This is a genomic window from Parafrankia colletiae (assembly GCF_001854655.1).
GTDB classification, from domain to species: Bacteria; Actinomycetota; Actinomycetes; order Frankiales; family Frankiaceae; genus Parafrankia; species Parafrankia colletiae.
The window spans coordinates 1-23,884 of sequence record NZ_MBLM01000145.1; the positions used below are offsets into that span (position 1 = coordinate 1).

The window sequence follows — 23,884 nt, forward strand, 5'->3', positions numbered from 1 at the left end:
CCGCTACGTCGGTGTCCGAGAAACGGGCAGCACCTCAGATCCGGGTCCACCCGCTCGCCCCGCGCGCAGCATGACCAGATCCCGGCAAGATCAAACTACGCTTCACGGCATTGGATCCTGACCAGGAGTCTTTCTGGTCTGATGATCTGAGGCGCTGTGGCATAGCGCTTGGGGAGCGGCGCTATTGGGATGTGAAGGCGCCGGCTGTCGCGGCTGCCGCCGCGTCGTGGGCTGCCTGGTCGGGGAGTGCCTGGCTGGCCGGTGTCCGGAGAAGGATCAGCTGGTGGTAAAGCGGGGCGGTGGCGGCTATCAGCAGCCGGTGTGGATCGGTGTCTGCAGGGATCTCCGCACGGACGATGGCGCGATCGACTACCGGTCGGCAGCGGGTGTAGCGGTCGGTCCAGAAAGCCTGCAGGGCACGGGCTGCGCCCGGCGAGCGGAAGGACGCGGCGATGAGAGCGGTCGTTATCGGTGGGTCCGCGGTGAGGGCTGCATAGATTTCGCGGTTGATCGCGGAAAGGTCGCCTTCCAGAGTGCCGGTATCCGGCGGCTGCCAGATGTTGGCGGTGGCCTCGGCGAGGACGTCGGTGAGAAGGCCGCCGACGTCGCGCCATCGTCGGTAGACGGTGGTGCGGTGCACGCCGGACCGGACAGCGATGGTGTCGATGGTGAGGCTGTCGTAGCCGTGTTCGACCAAGTCTGCGCGCACAGCCGCGAGAACCAGAGCCCGGATGYGGGCGCTGCGACCGCCGGGACGCGCGCGAACGCCTGAGGGGTCGGGTAGCGGCGGAAGGTCGTCCGGCGCCGTGCCCGGGTGGCGGGGGGGCATCGCGAAAGTCCTTTGCCTGGCGGGGGTCACCGTGGCACGATCCTATCGCTACATCTGTCGCGATAGGAGACCTGCCGATGATCCGATGAGGCGCCGATCTGGTCTGACGGCCTGGTACGGCCGTGCCGCCCGTTGCCGGGGTCGGCTACCTCTTCCTCGTCAGCCATGACCGCGCGTTGCGCGTTCGAGGGCATGGCGCATGCCTCGCCCTGGCGTCGACCCCGCGTTCCCGAGGGCACGGAGAACAGAACCATGCTTTTTCCGCCGAGGAGACCCGTGATTCCCCACAATGGAAGCACCATGATCCACGAAAAGCGGATAGCGGGCCCTGGTGCTGGCCCCTACGACCTGACTCTCGGACCCGACGGGGCGCTGTGGGTCACGATGGTCCACGCCGGGCAGATCGCGCGGCTGGCTCGAGACAGCCACCTCGACTCCTACCAGCTAACCCCGGCCTCCTGCGGACCGTCAATTATCACCGAGGGTCCGGATGGCGCTATGTGGTTCACCCGCAACGGCGACCATCAGATCGGAAGGATCGCCCTCGACGGCGAGACCGCGTCCTTCCCCGTTCCCACCCCGGACAGCGGGCCCTTCGGCATCACGACCGGCCCGGACGGCGCCCTGTGGTTCACCGAGATGAACGGCGACCGGATTGGGCGCATCACCACCGACGGTGCGATCACCGAGTACCCGCTCCCCGCACCCCAGGCCCTGCCGGCGGCGATCACCGCCGGAGTCGACCAGGCCGTCTGGTTCACCCTCAACCAGGCGAACGCGATCGGCCGCATCACCCCGTCCGGGCAGATCACGCTTCACCCGCTGCCCACCCCGGGCGCAGCCCCGGTCGGGATCTGCGGGACCGCCGACGGTGCAATCTGGTTCGTCGAGATCGCCGCCGGTCAGATCGGCCGGATCCGAACCGATGGACGGATCGAGGAGTTTCCCCTTCCCGACCGGGGCGCCCGGCCCCACGCGATCATCGCCGACCCGACCACCGGCGGCTGCTGGTTCTCCGCGTGGGCCGCGGGCCGGATCGGCCACATCACCCCGGACGGAAAGATCGACGAATACGATCTGCCGACCCCATCAAGCGAGCCGCACGGCCTCACCGTCGCCGGGGACGGCACTGTCCACGTTGCCCTCGAAACCGGCGGCCTCGCGCGTTTGGAGCGGGCTGCCGTCGACCCTGAAAACTGACCCCTGTCAACTACGGCCACAGTGGACGGAAGATTGACCGCACCACGGTAAACTGACGCGGTTCCGTTCACGCGCGACGTGCCTTTTTGCAGGTCAGCACAGCGGAGAACGTGCAATGAACGGCCAGCTCACCGTGGTCATCGACGCCTACCGCGCCGATCGTTTGGCCGCCCGAAGGGACTGGCGTACGTCGGTCGGGTCCGCGCTGGGGCATCCGGTGCCGCTTCGGTCAACGACCTCGGCTTTGCGGCGGAGTCGCCAGGTCCGCGTGCCCAGGGGCAGCCGACCTTCAGGCCGAGACTCGACCGGGCTGGTACCGCAGGGCGACCGCCCCCGACCGGAACTCCTGGCGCTCCACGAGCTTCAGCTCGAGCCGCTCGCTCAGGCCGGCGAACAACGTCGGTCCGTGGCCCGCCACGACGGGTTGCACGACGAACTCGTACTCATCGATCAAACCCAGATCCGCCAGGGCCAGCGGGAGGGTCACGCCTCCCACGAAGAGGCCTCTGCCAGGCTCCCGCTTGAGCTGCGCAACGGCTTTCCCCAGGTCACCCTGCACGAGCTCCGCGTTCCAGTCGGCCATCCAGTCAGGCCACGTTCCCGTCGTCGGCTGCCGCCACGCCGCCTCCATCATCTCGTAGGTCACCCGGCCGAAGAGAAGGGCATCGGCTCGTTCCAGGCTGGCGGCCCAATAACGATGCGACTCGTCGTCCGCGATCATCGCCCGGTGGTCRCAGCAGCCGTCGAGGGTGACGTTGATCGAGTATCGGAGCGGTCTCATAGGTCGCTCTCCCTTGCTGCGGTCGCAGGCACCTGGCGGACGGTAATCAGACCACCGCCCGCCATTTCTCATCGGTCCCCCGTGCGGACCTGCTGGGAGGGCGCGAGGATCGCGCACCCGTGGCACCGATGGACCGGCGCTCCGTGCGTACTTCTGGGGAGTGGCCCGGGTGGATCTGATCCCGAAGCAGGGGATGGTCATTGACGGCGAGGCGGACAACCCGGCGGACGTGATCAGCCGGGTGCTGGCCGAGCCGTTGGAGAGCGCGCCGACAGAGGGACCGCCGCACAAGCGGTGAGCGTCCCCGTGCCCCGGCCTGCTCAGGGTCGGTCGCCTCCGTCAATCTGAGCCGCTCGACAGCGAGCCCCAAAACGGGAATGCCCGGAAAGGCCCCTCCCGGTGAGTAGGCCGACCGTTTGCCGGGCTGTCGAATCCGCCCCGCCGGCGGGCGCCTGAACGACCGGCGTAGCGGCCCGTCCTCGGGGGGCGGGCCGCTGTCGTTGCTGGCCCAATCCAACATCACCACGCCCAGGAACGGCGCTCTCCGCCGATCTGAGCGTCTCGCCTACGGCCCCCGGAACGGCCACGGCCCGCCGGTGGTGGCCGGCGGGCCGATGGTCCCGCCCGGGTGTGCGGATATAGCCGGCTTCCGCCCCGGACGGAGGGCCACCCCCGGCGCCGAGGTGACGCCAGCGGCAACGTCTCTGGGCCGCCGGTCCCGGGGTGGGGCAGCGAGGCCGGCGGTCGAGGCGGGGCGCCGTCAGCCACACAGTTGCMAACTCCGGGAGGGCCCGGCTGCGCCCCGACTTCAAGTAATGCCCCGGGGCGGGCCGGTCAAACCCCCGTCCCGGGGGACATCCCCAGCCGGGCCGTTGGCCACGCGGACCGAGGGGGAGGCGGAACACTGGGCGCACCTGTGGACGTCGCCACAGGCGGTCGCGTGGGAGGCCCTCGGGCGGCTGTGACCGGGTTGCATCTTCGCGGCCAGCGTGGTCAGGGGCGCGGCCGACACCCAGCTACACCGGGGGACTGTCAGGCCCCGGCACTCTTGGTGGCGAGGCGAGCGAGTACGTCGGCGTGACACGGCTCGTCCAGCGGGCACCAGCACGCCAGCTGATGGCCGGCGAGGTCGGGCAGGTAGTCGAGCACCCAGGAGCGGGAGACCGTCCCCACACGCYGGCCCCCGGGCAGCTCGTCCGGTCCCTCACCGGCTAGCGATGCGGCGTACCGCCGGATGGCGTCGGCCCGGCCACACTCGCGGTGATCGAACGGGTTACCCCACGGGGTGGGTCCGGTCGACCTTCTCGGCGCCCGCCGGCATGCGCCACCCCGGGGCGCGGGACAGCCGGATGCGGGCCGGGGCGGCGGTCATACTGCCTCCAGGGCGTGCTGCGCGACGTCCCGTGCTGCACGACGTCGCACCTGACAGAGGGGAAGCGCATCAATGTCATGCCCGACTCCGCTGCGCTGACCACACAGCAGGCGGCCGACTTCCTGAACGTGTCCCGCCCTGTTTGATCAGGCGGAGTCAGGCCTGGCCCAGGCGAAGTAGACCAATGAGATCCTCGACGAGACGTTCGCCACCAGTGGTGTCAACCGTGTCCGAGCGCTTCAGTCGGATCATGCTGTGAGCTGGGCGCTGAAGTCCTGGGGTGYGTCGGTCTGGCCATTGCGTATGAAGTGGATCTTTTGGTCTGCGTCGGACGGTGGCCAGAGCGCACCGCCCCCTTCTGATAATCGACGCCACCCGCCATCTCTACCGGTCTTCCCTTACCCGGCCACCTAAACGATTGCCGCGGTCGTAGCTCTGCACTGTACCGTGAATGCCTGCGGGGCTTCTTGGCGCGGTCGCTGGATCGGTGCGCTCATGCCCGCCGCGGCGATGGCTGGTATGAGTGGCGTGGTGGAGAACGTGGTCTTTTTGGTGTATGTTTCGTGGCTACCCGGCGTCAGTTCCGCTAGCTCGCCGCGTAGCTTTACTTGAGTTCTCTATGCTCGGACTCGTGCTGACCACTTTGGCGTTCCCCGTGGTTCCTGCGGCGCGGCATCGTGACCACGAATTGCTCGGTGGAGCGCACCCTGTCCCATTCGAGATTATTTCAACCTATTCGCTCGGCGTGGTCGCCGGCCCGTGGCTACGGGTGAGATACTCGCGGTCGGTCGCCCGGCGAAACGCTTCGTCGCGCCGTCTACTTCCTTAGAGTCGTACCGGCAAACATCTGGGAACCCCGCCGATCGGGAGGGTAGGTTCGGGAAAATGCCAGCCAAGCAGAAGAAATCTGATCGAGAGACGATTGGTGTGGTAATTTCCGGGGCTGCCGCTCGCGGTGCCTACGAGGCCGGCGCCCTTGCCGCGCTCCTCCCGCTGCTGAATAAGGACAAGCGACGCCTGAGCGTCTTCGTCGGTACTAGCTCCGGTGCCATCAACGCTGCCCTGCTCGCGATGTCCGCGCACCAGACGGCCGACGAAGCGGCCAACGTCCTCCGGGCGACCTGGTGTGGTCTCGGCCCACGCAAGGTATGGACATTTCCGCTATTTGCGCTATCTCAGTTGACAAGAACTGTGTGGAATAGGCAGGTCATCAGCCTGCTCGACACGAGTCCGCTGCGGCACCTCGTCGAGCACGATTTCAATCACAGCCAGGTGTCGGCCAACATCGCCAACGGTCTAGTAGATGCGCTCGCCGTGACCRCCACCGTGTGCCAGCAGAACGGCCGCGGGCCAAGCAGCCGAGTATTCGTGTCCGGCCCTCGCTCCGCCCGGCTTCCTCCAGCAAGCGGCGGCGTCCAATACGTTCCGACGGACGTGACGCATCGACATGTTCTCGCGTCAGCGGCAATACCTTCGCTGTTCCCACCGGTGGAAATCAGGGAGTCGGACGACGACCGCGGCTGGTACATCGACGGCGGTGTACAGCTAAACACGCCGATAAAACCGGCTCTCGACCTCGGCGTCGACCGTCTGGTCGTCATATCCAGCCACGCGACGAACCGCCGTCAGCGTGGGCCCACGATAGCGCGGCGGCCCGATGCGGTCGATGCCGCCGCCCAGTCGCTCCACGCCGTGCTCTCCAACTCGATGATCGAAGACATCAACAACCTGCACCGTGTCAACTACCTGATCGGCCGGTCCAGGATGGCGTCGGTACCTCACGGTCCCTACCGCCAGATTCCGTTCATGGTCGTCTCACCACGTGAGGGGCAGCTGTCCACGCTGGCACACCGTACTTTCGAGCGGAAGTACCGCGGGCCACGAGCCCTTTTTTCCGCRCCAAACTGGGTGCGGTCGACGGACTACCAGGTAATTGGGCTTCTCGACCAGATTCTCTTTCTCGCCCGAAAGGGCGACGGCCATAAGGAGCTACTGAGCTACCTGCTCTTTGATGACGACTATCTAATCGATCAGTTCTCGTTGGGAATGCGTCGCGCGAGAGCGGCCTATCGATGCGGCTGGCAGGATGAGCCGTAGGAGCATGTCTGAGCTCGCCGTTTAACCTGATCTTTCGGCTCCGTAGCCGTTGAGTCATCTTTGATCTCCCCAATATGTGGATGGTGTCCGCGCCTGATGTGCCTGATGTGCCTGGCAATGGTTCTGATCCTGCCCAGTGGATGAAGGCCTCGGACATGAAGAGAGCGGCATCGCGGTCAACCGGTGGGCGTTCGGTCGCAACAGATCATGCGGCAGAGTCTGAGTGCGTTCTGGCTGGCGGRCGTGCTCGATGACCACTGCGCTTACTGCGCCGGCCTGGAAGCACCCGCATAGTCAGGGAAACCATGGAAGTCCCGTACCGTGACCGACCTTCCGAAATCGGGCGTATCGAGCATGGCTGTTCCTCTCAAGGGGATCCCGACGTGATGGACGTTTCGCGGGGTGCCGAAGAACACCAGGTCACCTGGTTGCAGCGGCGTCCCGGCTGGGAGCGGTGGACCGGCGGCATACTGCGTCTGGGCGGTCCGCGGGATCTCGATACCGACCGTGGCGTACGCCGCATGCGTCAACCCGGAGCAGTCGAACCCGGGATCACCGTTGCCGCCCCACACGTACGACTTACCGATCTGCGCATAGGAAAACGCGACCRCCGCCAGCCCCGCACTACTGAAATCATCAGTTCCGGACTTGAACTGTCGACGGAACTGGGGCTGTACTGACCGATGGCCTTCACGGTGGTCTACGACGCCAACGTGCTCTACCCGAACACGTTGCGCGATCTGCTGATCCGGGTCGCGCAGTCGGGCCTGGTCCAGGCGAAGTGGACCAATGAGATCCTCGACGAGATGCTCGCCGCGGTCAGGTGAAACAGGCCGGAGATCTCGGCTGRGAAGYGYGACCGYCTCCGYAGYCTCATGAAMGCRTCCGTTCGGGRCGTCCTGGTGTCCGGTTATGAGCCGCTGRTCGACGGACTGAAGCTTCCCGACCCTGATGACCGGCAYGTGCTGGCTGCCGCGATCAAGGCTGGCGCRCAGGTCATCGTCACCCGGAACCTGAAGGATTTCCCGGCTGCCGATCTGGAACCATGGGCCGTCGAGGCGCAGTCGCCTGATGCCTTCGTGCTGGGACAGCTGAGCATCAGCGGGCAGGCGGTGGTGGCAGCCATCCAACAGATCGCGGACTCCCGGATGCGGATCGAAGATCGACGACACCACCCAGTCCTCCAGAGTGATCACCCTCCAAGGTCGGAGGGTGCGTTCCGTCGGCGGAATCCAGTCCCGCGGCGCGTGTGTGGCGCTAGCCTTGAGGCTGCACCACGTGGAGGCGGTCGATGCACGCGACCCGCACCGGTACGCCAGCCACCCTTCGCGGTCCCCATCCGCCGGTCATCGGACAGCAGGCAGGGCCAAAGGGGGACAGGGTGGTTGGCCTACCAGCACCCGTCCCTTCCCTACTGGCTCGCTATCACGGTCCTTCGAGTCCGATGATGGTTCCGAAGGGGTCTACGAGCTGGCAGATTCGTCGTCCTTCGGTGACAGTGAGCGGTCCGCGGTGGTGACGGCAGCCGGCGTCGAGGAGCCACCCGCGGACGGTGTCGAGGTCGGTGACGGACCAGTAGACGACGGGGGATCCGCCGCGTGGGTTGCGGTCGTCGTCGGCCTGGTGGAATCCGAGCTCGACGCCGGACACGTTCAACCAGGCGTAGACGGAGTCGCCGTCGACCTCGAGATGCACCGGGGCGTTGAGGACACCGGCCCACCAGCGTGCGGACTTTTCGGGATCGTCGGCGAAAGTCATGACGGTAGTGGGCGGTCCGAACACGGGAGAGCCTCTCCGTAGGGGCGATGATCTGGGGAGGCTATCCAGCCGCTGTGGTCTGCGGCGGGTCAACTTCACAATGACCTACCACGACGAGGCGGACATGGTGCTGACGTTCGAACCCGCCCCGCCGGTGGGGGCCTTCCGTCCGCGGCTGATCGGTGTCCTCGCTGCTTAATACAGCGGAGAACGTGGAATGAACGGCCAGTTCACCGTGGTCATCGACGTTTACCGGGCCGATCGGTCCGGCGTCTGACCGGTGGTTCTCGGGTGGCCAGCGGTGGTAGACGCCGCGGCGGTGGTCGATGGCGACGACTGTGACGGTCATGCGGCGCCGAACCTGCGCCGCGTGTCCTCGGCCGGTCTCCACTCTGAGTGCAAGTACCTGGTCTTCGACGAGCATGGCTGGAGACGGCGGCCACAGGATCACCTGCCACAGGATCACCGGTCGCGGACCAGCGGCCCCGTCCCGGCGTCCACATAGAGCCAGCGGCCGTCGATCCGCGTGAACGTGCTGCGCTCGTGCTGCACGCGACGCTCGCCGTCCGCCGAGCGCGCGATCGCGCGGAATTCCACGACACCGGTGTCGTCGCCGGGGCCACCGTTCACGGTGTCGACGATCTGCAGGGCGCGCCAGGTCATACCGGCGTCCAGGTCCAGGCGATCGGGGCGCGTTGAGGGATGCCAGGTGCGCAGCAGGTACGGCGCGAGGCCGCGGGCGAAGGCGCTGTAGCGGGATCGCATGAGCGCCTCGGCGGTCGGCGCCGGGATCCCGAGATGGAAAGGCTCGCAGCACTCCGCGTACTCCTGGTGGGAGCCGCATGGGCACTGGTCGACGATGCTCATGCGGTGCGGCGCGGCATCACAACAGAGTAGTCCAACTCCGCCTGCCGGCCCTCAGGACCCATGCCAGCGCGCCCGCGTGACCTGGCTGACCTTCACGATCCAGGTCGCCGGGTCAAGTGCCGGCCCCGCGGGCTCGGACTCCGGCGAGGTGCCTTGGCCGGGGTGCTGTCCGATCTGYGTCCCGCTGTGGGGTAGCCGGCTGCGGCGTCTCGACGCCTACCGGGCTGATCGGTCAGGTGCCTGTCCAGCTCCCTGGAAGGAAGTCCCCGGGCGCCCTCGGCAGGGTGCGGGTGCGGCCGAGAGCGTCCGGGAACCGGCATGCGAGGTGACAAGAAGCTGAGCTGTCTCGGGGTCGAGATCGTGTCAGCTGTTCAAACGGGAGATCTTCTACGAGAAGAGGTTCTGGGTGATTGTCTTCCCGCTGATCGGCCGCGCGATGAAGATGGTGCGGGTGTAGTTGTCGGCCGGGCTGGAGCACGACACACTGAACGTGGCGTTCGTGCCGACGGCCGGAACCTGCTGAAGGCTCAGGTTGTAGAAACCGCCAGCGCTGACACCGGACGAGTCGAACTCGCCGGCTGTCGTGCTGACCGCCACGCCCGTCGAGACGCTGGCCGGGCATCGGGCAACGCCATTGATGGTGACGTTCGGACTGTTCGGATCGGCGCTTGCCGGAAGTGCCGCAGCCAGCGTCAGCGTGCCTGCCGCCGCGGCGGAAGCAAGGAAACCGGCGGTCCTGCGAGCTCTCATAACAAAAACCTCCCTTGGCAGTCACAGCCCACTGAGCCTCTTGTCTGCTGATTAGGTTACCCGACCCCGAGAGTGCTATTCACTCTGGTCGACCATTTTCTGTTCGCCTGGATGTCGGTGACTTCTGTTCGGCGGGGAGCCGGAAAAGTCCTCTTATTTCTGGTTGGTCTGGCTGCCGGAGATTCCTAATTTCGCTGGCGAAACCCGGGGTGGCTGAAATGAACCGCACCGGGTTCGGTGGAGACCTGTTCGTTTGGGAGACGAGATGGTGAAGGTCTCCGTCCTGGTGAACGAGGCCGAGAGGCGGAAGGACTCCGGTGCGGAGCTTGCCCGGAGGGCTGTGCGCGACGTGTCAGTGATTACCTCACGGCGCATCCCGGTGCTGATCAGGACACGATCAGGGGGAGCCGGCGGGTGATGACGCCTGGTCGTTCCGAAGTAGGCGACCGTCCTGCTCGCCAGGATCCTCCTGCTTCTGGCGCGGGGGAGAGCGCCAACGTCAGCCAGGCGTAGCCGGAGTCGCCGTCGCCGTCGCCGGCGCCGGCGAGGTGCACCGGGGTGTGGAGAACATCGGTCCACCAGCATGCGGGCTTCTCGGGATCGTCAGCGAAGGTCATGGCGGTGGTGGGCGGTCCGAACACGGGAGTGCCTCTCCACAGGGGCGACGATCCGGGTGAGAATTGCCGACGATCCAGGATTGGACGGGCAGGACGTCGGCTGGTGGCAGCGGTGGTCGAGGAGGTTGAGGTGGCGGCGGACTGGGAGGGCACGCCACTGGTCTGGTACGTCAGTTACGGGTCGAACCTGCGGTCGTCGCGGCTGGCCTACTACCTGGCGGGCGGGACGATGCCGGGCACGACCCACGTCTACCCGGGTTGCCGTGACCGTCGTCCGCCGCGTGCCACCGCGCCGCTCCTGCTGCCGGGATCGGTGTACTTCGCCCTGAAGTCGAAGGTCTGGGGCGGTGGGATGGCGTTCTACGACCCGGCGGTGCCAGGTCCGGCCGCGGCCCGCGCGTACCTGCTCAGCCGCCAGCAGTTCGTCGACATCGCCGCGCAGGAGATGCACCGGGAACCCGGCGGCGACCTCGACCTGACCGCTCTGCTCGGCGCCGGCCGGGCCGTTCTCGGGCCCGGCCGGTACGAGACGGTGCTGCTCGTCGGCCACTGGGGTCCGGTGCCGTTGCTGACGTTCACCGCCCCGTGGGGGCTGGCCGACGTCGCTCTCACCGCTCCTTCCGGGGCCTACCTGGACATGCTGGCGGCCGGGCTGCGGGAGGGCAACGGCTGGCCGCCAGCGCGGATCGCCGCCTACCTGGCCGGGCTGGCCGGTGCCCACGGCGTCTGGCAGCCCGACGAGATCGCCGGACGTCTCACCGCCGCGGACGTGGCCGAACCCGCCGGGTGATCCCTTCTTACCTGGACGCGATGTCCGTCAGGAAGGCGGTGAGCGCCGCGCGCAGCGGCCCGATGTTCCCCAGCAGGAGATGCCCGCCACGCGGCAGGACGAGCAGGTTCCCGCGCGGCAGCCGGTCGACGACGGCCCGCGCGGCGGCGGGCCGGGGGAGTGGGGAGTCCTCGGCGGTGACGACCAGCGTCGGGACGCTGATCTTCTCCCAGGGCAGCTGGTCGGCGAGCATCTCGGGTGCGGTCACGACATTGTCGAAGATCATGCCGGCGCGGCGCGGGTGCACCGGCAGCAGGGTGGTCATGATCTCGGCCAGTTCGGTCTGGCCGTCGGCGTGCAGGTTCGTCCAGCCGACGCCGCTGGCGCGGGCGACCAGGGACGGGCGGACACTGGTCAGCCAGGTCGGCCGCTCCGAGCGCAGCATCGCCCGCAGGAAGAACGTCCGGGGGCAGCTCGGAGCCCAGGTAGCCGTACCGGGACACCGCGATCGTGCGGTGACCGTCGCCGAGGCGCCGGCGTGACCAGTCCGCCGCCTGGTCCCAGCCGCCGTTGTTGCCGTGCACGACCAGCACCGGTGTTCCGTCGCCGAGATCGAGGTACTCCACGGCGCCCTGCGGTGTCGGGACGGTGCGCAGCGGCACGGGCGGCGCGGCGAGCCGGCGGCGTGCTGCGCGAGGCTGGTTCATGCGCCGGGAACTCACCGACATGCTCCGCCGCCGGGAGGCCACCGGCCGCTCCGGCGCCCGAGGCTGATGTCCGTACCCCCGTGTCCCGGGCGGCACGCCGGAGGCTGAACGACCCGCGGGCCCTGACCGCAAAGCTCCGGACGTTGCTGTCAGAATGTCACCGTTACACCGACAATCGGTGGCAGTCCCGATCGAGGTTGGTTCGTCTTCCTGTGATCCTGAACGAGACGCGGCTCGTCGCCGCCCTGCCCGCCTACGAGCTGGGTTCCCAGCTGGGCCGGGGGGCGTTCGGCGTGGTTCTGGCCGGCCGGCACCGTGAACTGGGGCGGGACGTGGCCATCAAGGTCCTGCCGATCGGCCAGGGGCCGATGGCCGAGGCCCGGCTGCTCGCGCTCCTCGACCATCCGCATGTCGTGCGGGTCTTCGACGCCGTCACCGTGGACGATCTCCACCTGATCGTGATGGAACTGCTGGCCGGCGGGACGCTCACCCACCGCGCGGCGGKTATCTCCACCGAAGCCGTGTGCGCGGTCGGGCTGGCGGTGGCCGCCGCGCTGGCGTGCGCGCACCAGAACGGGGTGCTGCATCGCGACATCAAGCCGGAGAACATCCTGTTCGACCGGGCCGGGCTGCTGAAGGTCACCGACTTCGGCATCGCGAAGCTCGTGGAGGGCGCGGCTGCTGACGCGAGCGCGAGCGCCGTCATCGGTACCCCGCGCTACATGGCGCCCGAACAGCTGCTTGCGGGACGGCTCAGCGCCGCGACCGATCTCTACTCCCTCGCAACGATGCTGTACGAGCTTTTCACCGGGAAACCGCCGTACGGCGCGGGACTTCCGGCGCCGTCCCTCATCGCCCATCATCTGAACGTTCCGCCGCCACCGCCGGCCGGGGTCCCCGCCCGGATCTCCCAGGTGCTGATGCGTGCGCTCGCGAAGGAGCCGGCCGCGCGGCAGCCGTCGGCTCATGCCTTCGCGGTGGAGCTGGCCCACGCGGCGATCGTCGAGCTCGGTCCGGGCTGGCTCACCCGCGGCGGGATGGCGGTGCGCCTTGACGACGACGTCCGCGCGGCCGCCGAAGGCCATCCCTACCCGGCCCAACCAGCGCAGGCCCCGCACTTCCCGGCGCACATGTCATACCCGCGGCAGCACCCGCACCCGCACCCGCAGCAGCACCCGCACTCGCACCCGGGGCCCCATCCCAACCCCAACCAGGCCTCGCTCCAGGCTCCTTACCAAGCACCGCCCCCGAACGGCCCGGCGGGGCAGGGTACCGGCGGGCGCAGACCAGCCGGGGGCTGGCGTCCGGGCCGCAGCGCCATCGCCGGCCTCGCGATCGCGCTCGTCGTCGGGGTGGTGGGCCTCCTGCTCGTCCTCCTGCCGGACGGCGGCGACAGCGGTCGGCGGCTCGCAGGAGGAGGTGCCCAGCCGACTGCGGTGCCGTCGACGCCGATCACCGACCGGCCACCAGCGCGGGTCGGTTCCCGCAACGCCCCCGAGCTGCTGAGCACACCGCTGGCCGCGCACACCGCGGCTGTCTGGACGGTGGAGATCTCGCCACGCGGCGACCTGATGGCCACCGGTGGCGACGATCAGGTCGTCCTGCTGTGGAACGTGTCCGACCCGACCTCGCCCCGCGATCTCGGGACGAGGGCGATCACCCACCTCGGGCGGGTCGAGGATGTCTCCTTCGCGCCGGACGGCCGTACCCTCGCCGTCGCGGGCGAGGAGACCCTGCGGCTGTGGGACATCAGCAACCCCACCGCTCCCCGTGCCCTCGGTGAGCCGCTGACCGGCTACGACGGCCTCATGTACTCGGTCGCCTTCGCGCCTGACGGCCGCCGGCTCGCCGCCGCCGGCAGCGGACAGGCGATGATCCTCTGGGACGTCGCCGACCGCGCCAGGCCCAGGCTGCTGACCCGCGTCGACGGGAACACCGCGTCGGTGGCGTTCGCCCCGGACGGCCGGACCGCCGCCAGCGGYGACGGCACGCGGGCGGTCCTGTGGGACGTCACCGCTGCGGGCTCCGTCCACGCGACGGCCGAGCTGCCGTCCGTCGCCGCCGGCTGGGTCTACGCCATCGCCTTCTCCCCGAACGGCCGTACCGTGGCCACCGCCGGAGACGCCAGCACGGTCCAGCTGTGGGACATCACCAGGCCCACGGAGCCCAGGCGGCTCGGCGCGCCGCTGGCCGACCACACCGCGACCGTCCCAGCCGCGGCCTTCTCGCCGGACGGGCGCACGTTGGCGACGGGCAGCGACGATGGCACGGTGCTGCTGTGGGACGTCACCGACCAGGCGGCTCCGCGCCGGCTGGGAGAGCCGCTGACGAGCCAGTCCGGCTTCTCGTCGGTCGCCTTCTCCCCGGACGGGCACATGCTGGTCACCGCTGGTGGCGACCAGCTGGTCCGCCTGTGGGGCCTCGGCTGAGCCGCGCCGCCGTGGTCCGCCCCCTGCTGAGCCGCGCCGGCAGCTGACCGAACGAGGTCGACGTCAGTGGACGTTCCCGATGGTGGGGTGGCCGCCGGGGCCGTTCCAGTCGACCAGCTGGACGATGACGCCGTTGGGGTCGCGGACCTGGAAGGCACGCTCCCCCCATTCCTCGACGGTGAGCGGCATCGTGATGGTGACGCCTTCGCCCTGAAGCCGGGCGAGCTCGTCTTCCAGATCGTCCACGACGAACGCGAGGATGAGCCCTGCCGCGTGGGTGTCGCGCTGGTCGGCGGGCAGGGTCGGCAGCCCGCGGCGCRGGTAGACGACGTGCATGCCGGCGTCCTCGCGGCCGAGGGAGGCGAAGCCGTCGGCGGCCATCAGCTCGGTGAAGCCGAAGTGCCCGGTGAGGAAGCCGGCCGAGGCGGTGACGTCGTCGACGTTCAGTGACACTGCGGATGAAGTGATCTTCACGTGGATCCTCCGAGGTCTGGCGGCATCAACTCTGTACGTCGTACACCATACATCGTACAGAGTTTCTCGTATGATGATGGCACTCGTGACGGCTGAACGATCGGGTGCCGGTGATCCGGCCCGCACGCTTGCTCTGCTGTGGGGAGAGGCACCGACGGCATCCCGCCGGGGGCCGAGCCGGGCCCTGGACCTCGCCACCGTGGTCAGAACCGCCAATGATCTTGCCGACCAGGAGGGCCTCGGCGCGGTGACGATGCGCGCGGTCGCCCGCACCCTGGGGGTGGTTCCGATGACGCTCTACACCTATGTGCCGGGCAAGGAGGAGCTGCTGGACCTGATGCTCGACGCGGCCTACGCCCAGATGCCCCGCGCGGACACCGCCGGCGCGCCGTGGCGGGAACGGCTCACCGCCATCGCCGATGAGAACCGCGCCCTGTTCGCCGTTCATCCCTGGGCAGCCGAGGTCTCCACACTGCGCCCTCCGCTGGGACCTGGTCTCATGGCCAAGTACGAGCACGAACTCTCAGCCTTCGACGGCCTCGGCCTCTCGGAGGTCGAGATGGACGACTGCCTGACCTACCTGCTGTCCTTCGTCCAGGCCAACGCGCGTGCGGCCCACGAGGCTGCCAGCGCGGCCTCCACCCCCGACGGCGACGACACACGGTGGTGGGCCCGGGTAGGCCCCCTGCTGGYCCGCGTACTGGACGAGCAGCGCTACCCGCGCGCGACCCGGGTCGGCACGGCCGCCGGCCAGGCACATGGCAGCGCCCACAACCCCGACCACGCCTACCACTTCGGCCTCGCCCGCCTGCTCGACGGCTTGGCCCCCCTCATCGAACGCCCCTGACAGATGACGGTCCTGCCGTCCTGCGCACACACGGGACGGAGATCTTTTCTCCAGCCGCGGTGATCTCAGCGACGTGACGGCTCCAGGCGGCTGCTTCAGCGGTCGTGTCCGGTGCCGCGGTCGGGTGCGCTCATGTCTCCCGTTCCGGGGGTGCCGTCGGCGAGTCCGTAGCGCAGGTAGACGGTGCCCGTCGGGCTGGCGACCGGTGGTTCGAGGAGGGTGACGTTGGTGGGCATCGCGCCACCGTCGAACACCTTCTTCCCCACGCCGAGAACGATCGGGTGAACCCAGAGATCGAGACGGTCGAAGAGCTTCTCGCGCAGGAGGGTCTGTACCAGGTTCAGGCTGCCGACGACCTTTACATGCTTGTGCCGGTCACGGATCTCGCGCACGGCACCGGCCAGATCCGGGCCGAGCTGGGTGGATCCGGCCCAGGAGAGATCGGGTCTGCCGCGGGAGGCCACGTACTTCGGGATGCTGTTGAAGAGTGTGGCGATCTCGTTGTCCTGGCCGCCTTCCTGATGCGGCCAGTAGGCGGCGAAGATGTCATACGTCCGTCGGCCGAGCAGAAGGGCGTCCGTGCCCTCGTACGCGGCGCCGACCTGCGCCCCGGCGACCTCGTCCAGCAGCGGTGCCTGCCAGCCGCCGAACGGGAACCCCGCCGGGTCCTCCTCGGGGCCGCCCGGTGCCTGCCCGACGAGGTCGAGGGTTGCGAACAGCTCGAGGTGAATGAGGCCCATGTCCTACTCCCGATGAGTTGGTTGTCTCGGTCGGGAGGTGGACCTGCGGGCACCGGCAGACTCATCGCTCCGACAGCACCCGGCTTCGTCGCTCCGACAGCACCCGGCTTCGTCCTCGTCGAGCCCCGCGGGACGCCGCACCGGCACTGCCCGCTGTTTCAGCCTGTTCAGCCTGCCGACAGTCCTGGGTGTTCCACGGTGCGGGCGAGGATGCCGAGGGTGGCGCGCAGGGCCGCCTCAAGCCGGCCACCGGTGCGTCCGCGAACCCGGGCAGCCCGCCGGCGGCCCTGGCGCCCTCGTCRCCGGGTGCCTCCGCGCCGTCGGCCACGAGCACGCCTGTGTATCCAGGCATTCCGTCGACCGGGGCGACGAGCTTTTCGTCAGCTGCCCCCGTACTGTCGGACCAGGCCACCGTCGACCAGATCACTCTTGCATTCACCGGTCGATCGGCTGCCCAGTTCGAACGTTCGTGCCAGGTGTCGTGTCCCGCATTGTGCGTGTCAGTTGTCGGCGCCGTCGGACGGGTGGCTCCCGCGGGCCGGCGGACCGGATGGCCGGGGGACGTGTCCCGCTGCGGATCCAGCGTGACGCCAACGGCTGGGGGCGAGGCCGTAGGCCTGGCGGAAACGCCGTGCGAAGTAGGCCGGGCTGCCGAAACCCCAGGAGCGGGCGATGGCCTCAATGGTGCGATGGGCGTGCTCGGGTGCGATCAGGTCGTCGCGGGTGCCTTCGAGACGTCTGCGGATCACCCATTGTTCAAGGCTGAGACCGCCGTCCTCGCACAGTCGGTAGAGGGTACGCAGGGAGATGCCGTGCGCGTGGGCGATGCGGGCAGGGGTGAGGTCCGGGTCCTTCAGATGGGCGCGGCTGTAGGCGAGGACCCGGACGAGGAGGGTTTCCTCGGCAATGGTCCGGCGGGTCCGGCGGTCGGCGGCGATGGAGACGACGAGTGCCCGGGTGAGGGCGACGAGCGACTCCCCGATGTCGCTGGCACCCGGGGCGGCGCTGAGCTCGTCGGCATCCCGGTGCAGAGCGCGGATCTGCCCGAGCAGCAGGGGCATGATCCGGCTCGTGTGCACCAGCGGGATGGCCGCGCGGACCGTGGCATCCGGCAGGCCRAAGTGCTGCGCGTCGACCATGAAGGCCACGGACTGCCCGGACCCGTTCCAGCCGTACTCGTAGCCGGCCGTCTTGTTCGCGAGGACCAGGCCCCGGGGTGGCACGCGCTGCTGCTGGCCGTTCCAGGCGAAGCTGCCGATACCGGCGGACTGGGTGATGACGGAAACGGTCTGCAGCGCATCGGCGCGCAGATGTTCTGCGGTTCGCCGCAGGCAGGTTCCTGAACCCTTGACGGCAACCATTGTCAGCGGGCCGAAACGCCAGATCTCCATTCTCTTCCACCAGGTGCCGTCGGGGCCCGGCTCGTGGTGGACGACGCAGGACCCGCTCGCGCCGACGGCAGTGGTGAGATAGGCGTCCGCCCGCTCCGACGGTGGCAGGAGCGCGGTGTCCAGGACAAGCACGCCGAACTCCCGTCTGYGGCGGCGGGGCGCCCGCCCACGGTTGCCGCTGTCACCTTCGTCAGCAACCTGTTACCAGGTGCCGTTTCCCGCGGCAAGAGAAACGGTCCGAAGATCGGTCCGGACGCCGGTGGCCGCCCCCGCGCAGCTGCCGACGGCATCGTCGGACAAGGACCTGGCGCGGACGGTAAAGATCCATGGGACGGAACAGGTGAAGATTCCGGCAGGCGCCCCTGCCGGGGCCGCCAGGGGCGAAGGGAATGCCAGTGAAACCGGACACGATCGTTCTCATCCACGGCTTCTGGGTCACACCGCGGAGCTGGGAGAACTGGATCGCGCATTACGAGGCCAAGGGCTTCCGGGTCATCGCGCCGTCCTATCCCGGTTTCGAGGTCGAGGTGGAGGCGCTGAACGCCGACCCGACCCCGATCGAGAAGCTCGAGGTCCCGGCCGTCGTCGAGTCGTTCGAGAAGCTGCTGGACGGGCTCGCTTCCCCGCCGATCATCATGGGTCACTCGGCCGGCGGAGTCTTCACCCAGATTCTGCTCGACCACGGGTACGGGGCGGCCGGCGTGGCGATCAACTCGGCGCCGACCGAGGGTGTCGCGATCGTTCCGCTGTCGCAGGTCCGGGCGGCGTTCCCGGTGCTGAAGAATCCCGCGAACCGGCACCGGGCCGTCGGACTGACCTTCGATCAGTGGCGGTATGCCTTCACGAACACATTTCCGGAGGAGCAGGCACGGGCCACCTACGAGCGCTATCATGTGCCCGCTTCCGGGCATGTGTTCTGGGGCAGTGCCCTGGCCAACATCCACCCGGGCCATGCCGACACCCATGTGAACTACCACAATGCCGAGCGTGCGCCGCTGCTGTTCATCTCGGGTGAGAACGACCATCTCATGCCGCCGAAGGTGCAGGCGTCGAACGCGAAGCACTACAAGGCCGCCGGCACGGTGACGGAGGTCGTGGAGTTCCCGGGCCGCTCCCATCTGCTGCCCGCGCAGGAAGGCTGGGAGGAGGTCGCCGACCACGCCCTCGCCTGGGCTCTCGACCATTCCTGAGGTCGCGGGACGTCCCAGGCCAGGTTCGCCGCCCGGCGCGGTATCGGCGCAGGCGGCGGGGCCGGAGCGCGCGGGCCCGTCCGGAATATGCGATCCTGCCGGGCATGACCACGAAACCGGGGCCGAACACGTCGACCGGATCGGTCACCGCCCTGCGGATCTGTCCGCTGTGCGAGGCGACCTGCGGGTTGGAACTGCGGATCTCGGACGGTCGGGTCGCATCAGCCCGCGGCGACGCGAAGCACGTCTTCAGCCGCGGTTTCATCTGTCCTAAAGGCGCGTCGTTGCCGGCGCTGCTCAACGATCCCGACCGGTTGCGCCGCCCGCTGCTGCGTGACCGGGCGACCGGCGAGCACCGCGAGGTGAGCTGGGACGAGGCTTTCGCCGCCGTCCGGGCCGGGCTGAGCCGGGTGGTCGGCGGCTACGGACCGGCCGTGGTCGGGCTCTATTTCGGTAATCCGAACGCGCACACGATGGCCGGTGCCCAGCACCGGCCATCGCTCATACGCGCGCTGCGGACCAGGGCCCTGTTCAGCGCCTCGACGGTGGACCAGATGCCGATGCATGTCGCGTGCGGGCTGGTTTTCGGCCATCCGTCCCTGATCCCGGTGCCAGATCTGGACCGCACCGATCATCTGCTGATTCTGGGGGCGAATCCGGCCGTCTCCAACGGCAGTCTGTGCACGGCGCCGGATTTCCCCGGCCGGCTCGCCGCGATCCGGGCCCGGGGCGGGAAGGTCGTCGTGGTGGACCCGCGGCGGACCCGCACCGCGGAACTCGCCGACGAGCACCTGCCGATCCGGCCCGGGTCGGATGCGCTGTGGCTGCTCGCGCTCGTCCACGTGCTCGCCGCGGAGGGCCTCGTCCGGCCTGGGCGGCTGGCGGACCAGGTGACAGGGCTGCGGCAGGTGCTCGACCTCGCGGGCCCGTTCACGCCGGAGGCGGTCGAAGCCCGGTGCGGAATCCCCGCCGAGACGACCCGGCGCACCGCCCGGGAACTGGCCGCGGCGCCGCGAGCGGCGGTCTACGGCCGGATGGGCACCACGACGGTCGAGTTCGGCGGGCTCACGAGCTGGCTGACGATCGTCCTGAACGTGATCACCGGCAACCTGGACGCGCCGGGCGGGATGATGTTCGGCCGGGGCGCGCACGGCCGTGCGGACAGGGTGCCGTCCGGCCAGCGGGGCGTGGGCCGCGGGTGGGGTACCGGGCGCTGGCACACCCGGGTGCGCCGGCTGCCCGAGGCGATGGGCGAGCTCCCGTCCGCCTCGCTCGCCGAGGAGATCGACACGCCGGGCGAGGGTCAGCTGCGGGCGTTGTTCACCGTCGCGGGGAACCCTGCGCTGTCCACGCCCGACTCCGCCCGGCTGGCCGCGGCGCTGGCGCAGCTGGACTTCATGGTGAGCGTCGACCCGTACCTCAACGAGACGTCCCGGCATGCCGACGTGGTGCTTCCGCCCACCGACGCGGCCAGGGTCGGGCACTACGACTTCAGCCTCGGTGCGCTGGCCGTCCGGACGGTGGCGACCTACTCGCCGCCGGTGCTGCCGCCCGATCCCGGCGGGATGGCCGAGCACGACATCATGGCCCGTCTGACCCTCATCGCCCGCACGCTCGACGCCTCGCCTGCCGAAGATCCTGCCGGGCCTGCCGGGCCTGCCGGGCCTGCCGGCGTGCCGAGCGCGGACGAGGTCGAGGCCTTCCACGAGAGCCTGATCGTCGACGCCCTGCGCCGCGCGACCAGCGACGCCGGCTCACCCGTCCGCGGGCGGGACGTCGCCGAACTGCGCGCTCTCGTCGACGGGGAGACCGTCCCGGAACGCCTGCTGGACGTGGCCCTGCGCACGGGGCACTTCGGCGACGCGTTCGGGGCCCGGCCGGACGGCCTGCGGCTGGCCACCCTGCTGGCGAACCCGCACGGGATCGACCTCGGCCCGCTCGAACCGCGGATCCCGACCCTGCTGCGGACCGCCAGCGGCACCGTCGAGCTGTGCCCCGAGCCCGTTCTGGCCGAGCTCGCCCGGCTGCGCGCCACCCTCGACCGGACGGACGCGCCGGACGAGGCGGAGCTCGCCCTGATCGGGCGGCGCCACCTGCGGACGAACAACAGCTGGATGCACAACGTCCCGGCGCTGGCCAAGGGCCGGAACCGCTGCACCCTGCTGATCAGCCCGCAGGACGCCGCCCGCCGCGGGGTACGTGACGGCGGATCCGCGCGGATCACGTCCGCCGCCGGCTCGTTGGACGTCGCGGTGCAGGTCAGCGACGAGATGATGACCGGGGTGGTGTGCCTCCCGCACGGCTGGGGCCACGGCCTGGACGGCACCCGGATGTCGGTCGCGGCGGACCACGCGGGCGTGAACACGAACATCCTGACCGACGGCTCGCGGGTCGATCTGCTCTCCGGTAACGCCGTGCTCAACGGCATTCCGGTGCGGGTCATCCCGGCGGACTGAGGCCGCGGGCGGTGACCGGTGCGCACGTCGGACGGGCGGAGTCCGCAGGGCGTCCCGAGGGCACGGGCGGAGCTCCGTCCGACGGCGGGACGATCCTGATCCTGACGCTCGGTTACCTGATGCTGGCGGCGATGCTGGCCGTGGTCGTCACCGACGTCTCGGTGGTCTACCTGGCGCGCCGGTCGGTGGCGTCGGCGGCTGACGGCGCGGCGCTGGCCGCCGTCCAGCGCATCGACGAGAACGCGATCTACACCGCGGGCGAGGACTACACCGCGCTGCCGCTGGCTGACATCGAGGACACGGTCGCGGACTACGAGACCCGGGCGGATCCGTCCGGCCGCACCGCACTTGCCGCCGACCTCGTCGACGAGGCCACGGTGCGGGTCGAGGGCAGCCGGGTGGTGAAGCTGCCCGTGGTGAGCTTCCTGGGCGTCGGTCCGATCACCGTGCGGGCGGGCGCCCAGGCACAGGCCCGCGTCAGGCTCCCCACCGAACCCTGACGTGGGCCCGGAGCCCTGACGCTGGCAACGGTCCTATGGTCGGCCAGTCGGCCAGTCGGCCAGTCGGCCAGTCGGCCAGTCGGCCAGTCGGCCAGTCGGCCAGTCGGCCGACCAGGCCGGCCGGTCTCCGCGTCGACGGTCAGAGTTCGTCGACGCCGCCCTGGCAGGAGGCACGTGCCCGCCGAGGGGCGGGAACAGTGCTCAGCCCGCTGGATCGGGGCATCGCGGCGAAGTCGGCGGCACAGCCGCTGCCCGGCGGCAGGGACTCGGGGGCGGCGATCCAGCCCGCGGTGACCGCGACCAGGTCGTCGAAGCCGTGGCCGGTGCGGATCTCGGCGAGGTCGGAGACATCCCGCACGAGGCGGGCCACCCACTCGGCCGGACGGCGCGCGGCGAGCGCGACCGCCTCGGAGGCGTGCTCGATCGCCTCGTCGCGGTCGGGGAACGCCCGGGCGACGGCGGCGCGTGACTGCGCCATCCGCACCGAGACGATCATGCCGGTCTGCCCGCTGCGCGCGATGAGTGACGCCGCCCGCTCGAGGTACGGAGTCGCCTCGTCGGCGGCGCCGACGGTGGTGAGCGCCTCCGCGCAGGCGAGGGCGAGATCGGCCGGTGAGTAGGTGTCCAGGCTGAAGCCGGGGCGGCCGTGCGCCTCCTCGCCGAGCTCCGCCATGGTCGCCCAGGCACGGGCGACCGAGTCCCGGACACCGGCCGCGTCGCCGGCGGCCGCGCAGGCGCTGCTTGCGACCTTGCCGGAGATCAGTGCGCGGGTGGGGCTGCGACCGGCGATCCGCGCCGCCGAGCCAGCGATCTGCAGGGCCACCGCCGGGCTGTGCGGGCGCACCACCCGGGCCCGCAGCGCCAACGCGCGGGCGGCCAGCGGGCCGTCCCCGGCCGCACGGGCCAGGGAGGCGGCGCGGTCTGCCCGGCTCGCGGCCCTGGCGTGCTGGCCCCGGTCGTAGGCGGCGGCCGCGGCGGCGGTGGTCACAGCGGCGTGCAGCCACATCCAGTCGATGGCTGGACGTCCCCGCAGGCGGTACTGCTGCGGGATGGTCTTCGTGGTCTCTTCCAGTGGTTCGAGAGCGGCGGCCGTGACAGCCAGGTCGACGGTCTCGTAGTTGGCGACCGCGGCGCGCAACGAGGCCAGGCAGGCGTCGTGCAGGCCCGCGGCCGTGTCGTGGGCCGCTGTTCCGGTGCTTTCCGCTGTCATCGGGACCACGTGACCGATACCGTCTGCGGGAAAGCCGCCAGACGCGCCAGACCCGGGCCGGGACGGCGCTGCCTGGAGAAATGACACCCCTGACATTCGCAAACAGTTCGTCCGGGCCCGGCCGGGTATCCACCGGCCATCGGTTGCCGGCTGTTGCGGGTGCGCATATCCGCTGACCTCACGTCTGTTGCTGGTGCTGTGTCGTCTGCCGCGGTGCCGTTGTCCGCCGCCGCGGTGCTGGCCGTGGCGGGGTGACAACGACGCCGAACACCGGCGGTGGGCCCGCCAGTGCGATGTCGTGGTCCGTGTGCGTCGAACAACAGGGCGAACCTGTGGACGGCATCAGCGACGATGCCGGGCCCGATCGGGCGGCCGCAGTGCCGCCAGGGCGTCATTGCCCGGAGCCGGTGCGCAGAAGCCCACCAGGCAAAGGCCACCTGCGCCAGTGCAGGCTCGCCGCGGTGCGGGCCCCCGCCAGTACAGCCGCACGGCGGCCCGGGGCCCGTGGACGTCGTCGTCCCTGGGCACGGAACTCCGCCGTGCCGTGCGGCGCCCGCGGCCGGCCGGAAGGCCACCCGAACGATTCGGGTCGCCCGCCGAGCCGAATCGAAGGCTCCGCGTCTCACCACTCCGCGACGGAAACGACGATATCGCTTCCGGCTGCCTCGGGAGCGGTTCGGGTGCGGGGCGTGATGTGGAACGCACCTCGCCGGATGTCTCCCGCGAAACATCTCGTGCCATTTCACTTGCTAGTCGTCGCCTGGCCGGCCAGATGTTAACCGTACATTTCACGGTGCCGTTGCATGTTTCTTTCTGGTGACCTGGAGATCCGCGTGGTGAAGCTGCTCGGACAGGTGCGCGGCCAGCGCCGCCCGGGGCGGTGCGGGTGCCCACGGGCGC

23 protein-coding genes and 1 pseudogene are annotated in these 23,884 nt (G+C 69.7%); 11 read left to right on the plus strand and 13 right to left on the minus strand.

Translation table 11 applies throughout. From position 1 onward, the window contains the following. Positions 1–181: 181 nt before the first annotated feature. On the minus strand, positions 182–829 hold the full coding sequence (locus CC117_RS25525; protein WP_198541983.1) for a TetR/AcrR family transcriptional regulator: 648 nt from the start codon (positions 827–829) through the stop codon (positions 182–184). A 300-nt stretch (positions 830–1,129) separates the two neighbouring features. Here CC117_RS25525 and CC117_RS25530 point away from each other — a divergent pair, with 300 nt between their 5' ends. Beyond that, positions 1,130–2,029 carry a Vgb family protein gene (locus tag CC117_RS25530; protein ID WP_071088478.1) on the plus strand — a complete coding sequence of 300 codons (900 nt, stop codon included), beginning with the start codon at positions 1,130–1,132 and terminating at the stop codon, positions 2,027–2,029. A gap of 289 nt (positions 2,030–2,318) precedes the next feature. Here CC117_RS25530 and CC117_RS25535 read toward each other — a convergent pair whose 3' ends face one another. Further along, on the minus strand, positions 2,319–2,810 hold the full coding sequence (locus CC117_RS25535) for a dihydrofolate reductase family protein (RefSeq protein WP_071088480.1): 492 nt from the start codon (positions 2,808–2,810) through the stop codon (positions 2,319–2,321). Between the two features lie 169 nt (positions 2,811–2,979). Here CC117_RS25535 and CC117_RS39840 point away from each other — a divergent pair, with 169 nt between their 5' ends. Continuing rightward, positions 2,980–3,108 carry a hypothetical protein gene (locus CC117_RS39840; protein ID WP_256385411.1) on the plus strand — a complete coding sequence of 43 codons (129 nt, stop codon included), beginning with the start codon at positions 2,980–2,982 and terminating at the stop codon, positions 3,106–3,108. 734 nt (positions 3,109–3,842) lie between these two features. On the opposite strand, the pseudogene CC117_RS25540 reads toward CC117_RS39840, so the two are convergent. After that, a pseudogene (locus CC117_RS25540) lies at positions 3,843–4,052 on the minus strand (DUF4326 domain-containing protein); the annotation flags it as partial. A 1,015-nt stretch (positions 4,053–5,067) separates the two neighbouring features. Between CC117_RS25540 and CC117_RS35295 the strand changes: the two are divergent. Beyond that, complete coding sequence (locus CC117_RS35295; protein WP_084132779.1) at positions 5,068–6,279, plus strand: patatin-like phospholipase family protein; 1,212 nt, start codon at positions 5,068–5,070, stop codon at positions 6,277–6,279. A gap of 263 nt (positions 6,280–6,542) precedes the next feature. On the opposite strand, the gene CC117_RS39355 is transcribed toward CC117_RS35295, so the two are convergent. After that, positions 6,543–6,851: a C40 family peptidase gene (locus CC117_RS39355; RefSeq protein ID WP_321572642.1), complete on the minus strand. Its 309-nt coding sequence runs from the start codon at positions 6,849–6,851 to the stop codon at positions 6,543–6,545. 111 nt (positions 6,852–6,962) lie between these two features. Here CC117_RS39355 and CC117_RS39360 point away from each other — a divergent pair, with 111 nt between their 5' ends. Both CC117_RS39360 and CC117_RS40685 read left to right on the plus strand, forming a co-directional pair. Continuing rightward, a complete protein-coding gene (locus CC117_RS39360) occupies positions 6,963–7,106 on the plus strand; it encodes a hypothetical protein (RefSeq protein ID WP_241830425.1) in 144 nt (47 codons plus the stop codon). A gap of 48 nt (positions 7,107–7,154) precedes the next feature. After that, the gene (locus CC117_RS40685) at positions 7,155–7,727 is read left to right on the plus strand and encodes a PIN domain-containing protein (RefSeq protein WP_198541988.1); all 573 of its coding nucleotides are present in this window, start codon (positions 7,155–7,157) and stop codon (positions 7,725–7,727) included. On the opposite strand, the gene CC117_RS25550 is transcribed toward CC117_RS40685, so the two are convergent. The 4 genes from CC117_RS25550 to CC117_RS38245 all read right to left on the minus strand — a co-directional run bounded on the left by CC117_RS25550 (position 7,705) and on the right by CC117_RS38245 (position 10,295). Then, positions 7,705–8,061, minus strand: a complete 357-nt coding sequence (locus CC117_RS25550; protein ID WP_071088486.1) for a VOC family protein — start codon at positions 8,059–8,061, stop codon at positions 7,705–7,707. The genes CC117_RS40685 and CC117_RS25550 overlap by 23 nt on opposite strands. Before the next feature lie 438 nt (positions 8,062–8,499). Further along, on the minus strand, positions 8,500–8,904 hold the full coding sequence (locus tag CC117_RS25555; RefSeq protein WP_071088487.1) for a YchJ family protein: 405 nt from the start codon (positions 8,902–8,904) through the stop codon (positions 8,500–8,502). Positions 8,905–9,291: 387 nt separating this feature from the next. Continuing rightward, positions 9,292–9,654 carry a hypothetical protein gene (locus CC117_RS25560; protein WP_071088489.1) on the minus strand — a complete coding sequence of 121 codons (363 nt, stop codon included), beginning with the start codon at positions 9,652–9,654 and terminating at the stop codon, positions 9,292–9,294. A 386-nt stretch (positions 9,655–10,040) separates the two neighbouring features. After that, positions 10,041–10,295, minus strand: coding sequence for a hypothetical protein (locus CC117_RS38245; protein WP_198541985.1), 255 nt, complete (start codon positions 10,293–10,295; stop codon positions 10,041–10,043). Positions 10,296–10,371: 76 nt separating this feature from the next. Here CC117_RS38245 and CC117_RS25565 point away from each other — a divergent pair, with 76 nt between their 5' ends. Next, entirely contained in the window at positions 10,372–11,061 is a 690-nt protein-coding gene (locus tag CC117_RS25565; RefSeq protein ID WP_071088579.1) for a histone deacetylase, read from the plus strand. A gap of 7 nt (positions 11,062–11,068) precedes the next feature. Here the strand turns inward: CC117_RS25565 and CC117_RS39365 are convergent, their stop codons facing one another. Then, the gene (locus CC117_RS39365) at positions 11,069–11,485 is read right to left on the minus strand and encodes an alpha/beta fold hydrolase (RefSeq protein WP_071088491.1); all 417 of its coding nucleotides are present in this window, start codon (positions 11,483–11,485) and stop codon (positions 11,069–11,071) included. A 474-nt stretch (positions 11,486–11,959) separates the two neighbouring features. Between CC117_RS39365 and CC117_RS25575 the strand changes: the two genes are divergently transcribed. Further along, entirely contained in the window at positions 11,960–14,176 is a 2,217-nt protein-coding gene (locus CC117_RS25575; RefSeq protein ID WP_071088493.1) for a WD40 repeat domain-containing serine/threonine protein kinase, read from the plus strand. A 63-nt stretch (positions 14,177–14,239) separates the two neighbouring features. Here the strand turns inward: CC117_RS25575 and CC117_RS25580 are convergent, their stop codons facing one another. Next, positions 14,240–14,650 (minus strand): VOC family protein, encoded by a 411-nt coding sequence (locus tag CC117_RS25580; RefSeq protein WP_071088495.1) that lies wholly within the window; start codon positions 14,648–14,650, stop codon positions 14,240–14,242. An 85-nt stretch (positions 14,651–14,735) separates the two neighbouring features. Here CC117_RS25580 and CC117_RS25585 point away from each other — a divergent pair, with 85 nt between their 5' ends. After that, positions 14,736–15,497 carry a TetR/AcrR family transcriptional regulator gene (locus tag CC117_RS25585; RefSeq protein WP_198541986.1) on the plus strand — a complete coding sequence of 254 codons (762 nt, stop codon included), beginning with the start codon at positions 14,736–14,738 and terminating at the stop codon, positions 15,495–15,497. 95 nt (positions 15,498–15,592) lie between these two features. Here the strand turns inward: CC117_RS25585 and CC117_RS25590 are convergent, their stop codons facing one another. Beyond that, positions 15,593–16,237 carry a dihydrofolate reductase family protein gene (locus CC117_RS25590; RefSeq protein ID WP_071088498.1) on the minus strand — a complete coding sequence of 215 codons (645 nt, stop codon included), beginning with the start codon at positions 16,235–16,237 and terminating at the stop codon, positions 15,593–15,595. A 500-nt stretch (positions 16,238–16,737) separates the two neighbouring features. Then, positions 16,738–17,760, minus strand: a complete 1,023-nt coding sequence (locus tag CC117_RS25595; protein WP_071088500.1) for a helix-turn-helix domain-containing protein — start codon at positions 17,758–17,760, stop codon at positions 16,738–16,740. 257 nt (positions 17,761–18,017) lie between these two features. On the opposite strand from CC117_RS25595, the gene CC117_RS25600 reads away from it, so the two are divergent. The 3 genes from CC117_RS25600 (at position 18,018) to CC117_RS25610 (ending at position 21,774) form a co-directional block, all read left to right on the plus strand. Next, the gene (locus CC117_RS25600; RefSeq protein WP_071088502.1) at positions 18,018–18,818 is read left to right on the plus strand and encodes an alpha/beta hydrolase; all 801 of its coding nucleotides are present in this window, start codon (positions 18,018–18,020) and stop codon (positions 18,816–18,818) included. A gap of 104 nt (positions 18,819–18,922) precedes the next feature. Continuing rightward, positions 18,923–21,274: a molybdopterin-dependent oxidoreductase gene (locus CC117_RS25605; protein WP_071088504.1), complete on the plus strand. Its 2,352-nt coding sequence runs from the start codon at positions 18,923–18,925 to the stop codon at positions 21,272–21,274. 11 nt (positions 21,275–21,285) lie between these two features. Next, a complete protein-coding gene (locus tag CC117_RS25610) occupies positions 21,286–21,774 on the plus strand; it encodes a pilus assembly protein TadG-related protein (RefSeq protein ID WP_071088506.1) in 489 nt (162 codons plus the stop codon). Between the two features lie 139 nt (positions 21,775–21,913). On the opposite strand, the gene CC117_RS25615 is transcribed toward CC117_RS25610, so the two are convergent. Next, complete coding sequence (locus tag CC117_RS25615) at positions 21,914–22,984, minus strand: hypothetical protein (RefSeq protein WP_071088508.1); 1,071 nt, start codon at positions 22,982–22,984, stop codon at positions 21,914–21,916. Positions 22,985–23,884 lie beyond the last annotated feature (900 nt).